Origin of the sequence: Nitrososphaera sp. (genome assembly GCF_050748925.1) — an archaeon.
Lineage (GTDB): Archaea > Thermoproteota > Nitrososphaeria > Nitrososphaerales > Nitrososphaeraceae > Nitrososphaera.
Genome location: NZ_JBOGQF010000173.1, coordinates 1 through 3199, shown reverse-complemented (window position 1 = coordinate 3199; position 3199 = coordinate 1). Strand labels below are relative to the sequence as shown.

The 3199-nt window shown below is 58.2% G+C and carries 4 protein-coding genes; all 4 read right to left on the bottom strand.

Going from position 1 to position 3199, the window contains the following annotated elements:
- A partial coding sequence (locus ACREAY_RS10900) for an amidase (RefSeq protein ID WP_431755797.1) occupies nucleotides 1–641 on the bottom strand: 641 nt, incomplete at its 3' end.
- Nucleotides 638–907 (bottom strand): Asp-tRNA(Asn)/Glu-tRNA(Gln) amidotransferase subunit GatC, encoded by a 270-nt coding sequence (gene gatC, locus ACREAY_RS10895; protein WP_431755796.1) that lies wholly within the window; start codon nucleotides 905–907, stop codon nucleotides 638–640. The genes ACREAY_RS10900 and gatC, both read right to left, overlap by 4 nt.
- Nucleotides 908–2236, bottom strand: a complete 1329-nt coding sequence (aspS, locus tag ACREAY_RS10890; RefSeq protein ID WP_431755795.1) for an aspartate--tRNA(Asn) ligase — start codon at nucleotides 2234–2236, stop codon at nucleotides 908–910. It abuts the gene before it with no gap.
- Between the two features lie 32 nt (nucleotides 2237–2268).
- Nucleotides 2269–3199 (bottom strand): DHHA1 domain-containing protein (locus ACREAY_RS10885; RefSeq protein ID WP_431755794.1); only part of this gene is annotated, 931 nt, incomplete at its 5' end.

The following is a 3199-nucleotide window of genomic DNA, read 5'->3' as shown; positions in this document are numbered from 1 at the left end:
GGCCCCACCTGCTCCAGGCTGTTTGCGTACGACACGAGGCCGTACCTGCTGACAAGGCCGTACGTCGGCTTTAGCCCCACGACAGAGCAAAAGCTCGAAGGGCAACGGACGGACCCGCCTGTGTCAGAGCCGAGCGACAGGGCGCACTCCATCGCGGCCACGCTTGCGGCCGTGCCGCCGGACGAGCCGCCCGGCACGCGCGAGATGTCCCACGGGTTGCGGGTGGCCCCGTGCCTGCTGAACTCTGTAGTCGAGCCCATCGCAAACTCGTCGAGGTTCACCTTGCCGACAATGATTGCGCCGGCCTCCAGCAGCCTCTTGACCACCGTGGCGTCATATGGAGGAACGTAATTGTCAAGCATCTTTGACGCGCACGTGGTGCGCATCCCCCTGACGCAGATGTTGTCCTTGATGCTGACAGCGACGCCGGCAAGCGGCCCTGCCTCCCCACCGTCGCGGATCTTTTTGTCAAGCGACCGGGCTTGCTCAATTGCATCCTTGTTTACCGTCACAAACGCGTTGACCTTGGGCTCTACCTGCTCTATGCGCTCCATTACCTGGTAGATGTATTCCTCGGCAGAAAAGTCCCGGTTCCTGACGCCCTGCGCCACACTTGCCGCGTCCAGTTTGTAAAGCGTCATGCCATCCTCGGGCCCTTTACGAATCCGTCCTTTCTTGACTTTGTCCCTATCGGGTCGGAGCCAAAAGCCTCGGCGCTGTCATCGCGCAGGCTGGACAGGTCTATTCTGGTTTTTATCGCCTCGGCCTTTTCAAGGGGCATCGAGTCCAGCTTGTCGAGGTACGCCACTATCTGCTCTATCTGCGCTGTGTAGCGCTCTATCTCCTCGTCTGACAGGTCGATCCTCGAGAGCCAGCCCAGGTGCTTTACCTCCTCTTTGGTGACCATCTATGGAGCCAGCCTGTCGATGTCCCTTGGGTAAAAGGTGGCGTCGCGGATGTTTTCAATTTTTGCAAGCGCCATCAGCAGCCGCTCAAGGCCGAGGCCAAAGCCGGCGTGCGGCGGGACGCCATAGTCAAAGACGCGTAAATGGTAATCGAAAGCGTCTATCTTCAATCCTTGCTTTTGCATGCGTTCTACCAGCTGGTCCTTGCGGTTTATCCTGGTGCTGCCGGACGACATTTCAAGCGGGCCGTACATCAGGTCAAACGACTCGCAGACCTTTGGGTCCGCGCCCGGCTTTACGTAGAACGGCTTGGTCGACGTGGGCCAGTCGACGATAAAGTAAAAGCCGCTCAGCCGCTCGTCGGACAGGCTCTTCATCACCTGCGGAGAAATGTCGTCGCCCCACTGGATGCGCTCGCCGGCCTCCTGCAGCTTGTCAATCAGGTCGGAATACGCGTATTTCGGCAGCGGCAGTTCCAGTTTTGGCAGCTCCAGTTCGAGGAATTTCAGGTCCGCCTGGTTGCGCTCCTTGACCGTGTCGATGATGTTTACTATCATCCTTTCTAAAAGCGCCATGGCGTCTACATAGTCGACAAAGGCGCGCTCGATGTCGATAGACGTCGCCTCGGACAGGTGGCGGTTTGTGCGCGACGGCTCTGCCCGAAAGATGGGCCCGATCTCAAAGACGCTCTCAAACGCCATCGTCAACTGTTCTTTGTAAAGCTGCGGGCTCTGCGCAAGGAAAGCCTCGCGGTCATAATAAAAGATGGGAAACAGCGCCGCGCCGCCCTCTGTCGCCGTCGCTATCATCTTGGGCGTGCTCACCTCGATGAACTGCTGCCGGGCGAGAAACTCGCGGATCGAGTTGACGACGGTCTGCCGTATTCGAAAGATAGCGCCCAGCTGGTTTCTGCGCAGGTCGATGGCCCTCAGGTCAAGCCGGGTGTCTATGCCGACGGGCGACGTCTTGCCCTGCGTCATGAAAGGCGCGGCCTTTTTCGCCACCGAAAACGCCCTTATCTCAACTGGAATAATTTCGGCGCCGTTTGGCGCCTTTTCCTGCGGGCGGATCTTGCCGCGCACGCCAAGCGACGTGTGCTCTTTAACCTCCTTTGCAATCGCAAAGAGTTGCTCGCCGGCCTCGCTTTTCTTGGCAGTCACCTGTATCTCGCCCTGCGCGTCTTTGATAATTATGAACTGGATGTTGCCATGGTCCCTGACGCTTGCCACCCAGCCCATGACCACGACGTCCCTGTTGGCCATCGAAGGGTTGACCTCGGACGAGTAATGAGTGCGCCTCCACTGGCCAAGGTCCTCTTCTTTGATTTCCAAATTAAATAGAGCCTGTTGTATTAGAGAGGTTATTAATTTAACCGTAGGGTGCCTGCCACAATCCTGTCGATTATTTCTGCCGCCCTGTCAGCCTTGACGACGCCGGTCACAAAATGCGGCTTGCCCCCTCCACGGCCGTCTGGCCCCGCTGCTTCGCGAAAGACCTTGTTGCAGTCCAGAGCAAGCGCCTCATTGCGCGCAAAGACAAAGTAGGCGCTGTCGCCGGCCGCGTTTGCAAGGACGACTATTGCCCCCGGCGACTCTATTTTTTCGCCCGCAAATTCCTGCAGCACGTCGTCGGCAAGGCCGGCAAACGCCCCCTTGAATATTATGACATTGTTGGTAGCGACTGGCTGGATGCCTGCGAGCTTTTCCCTGCTCAGCGCCTTTAGTTTCTTCAAGTTGGCCTCGCCTTGCGACCGCACCTTTCTGGCGGTGTTTTCCACAGTGTTTGGGTTGGCGCCCAGCTCCTCGCACACCCGCATCATTTTTGTCGACAGCGAAATGGCGGCCTCTTTTGCATGCTGGCCGACTACGAAATCCACTTCATGCTCGCCGCCGCTCTTGGACAGCCTTGTCACCAGGAAAAAGTCGCACTCTTTCAGGTTTAAAGCGTGATCCATCGCGCACGCGGTCACGTCGTGGCCCTCGATCTCGACCACCCTTGCCTCGCCGGCTATGCGCTCCTCGTTTGCCCGCAGTCCGGGGTTTTGCTTCCTGGCGTCTTCCAGCGTGGGATAGGTGTGTGTGGTGACGGCTCGCCCTTCTGCAACGAGTGCGTTGACCATGTTTTCGGCCTTGACTATGGCGTCGATATCCAGCTGCGGGATGACGATGAACGCGGTATTGGCATCCTTTTTGTGTTCTACCTTGCGCACCCTTAGCGTCTGGCCGAGGATCCTTTGCAGCGCGCCAATGAACGCGTGCTCGGCAGTGTGCGCTATCCTGCTGTCCACGCCTTTG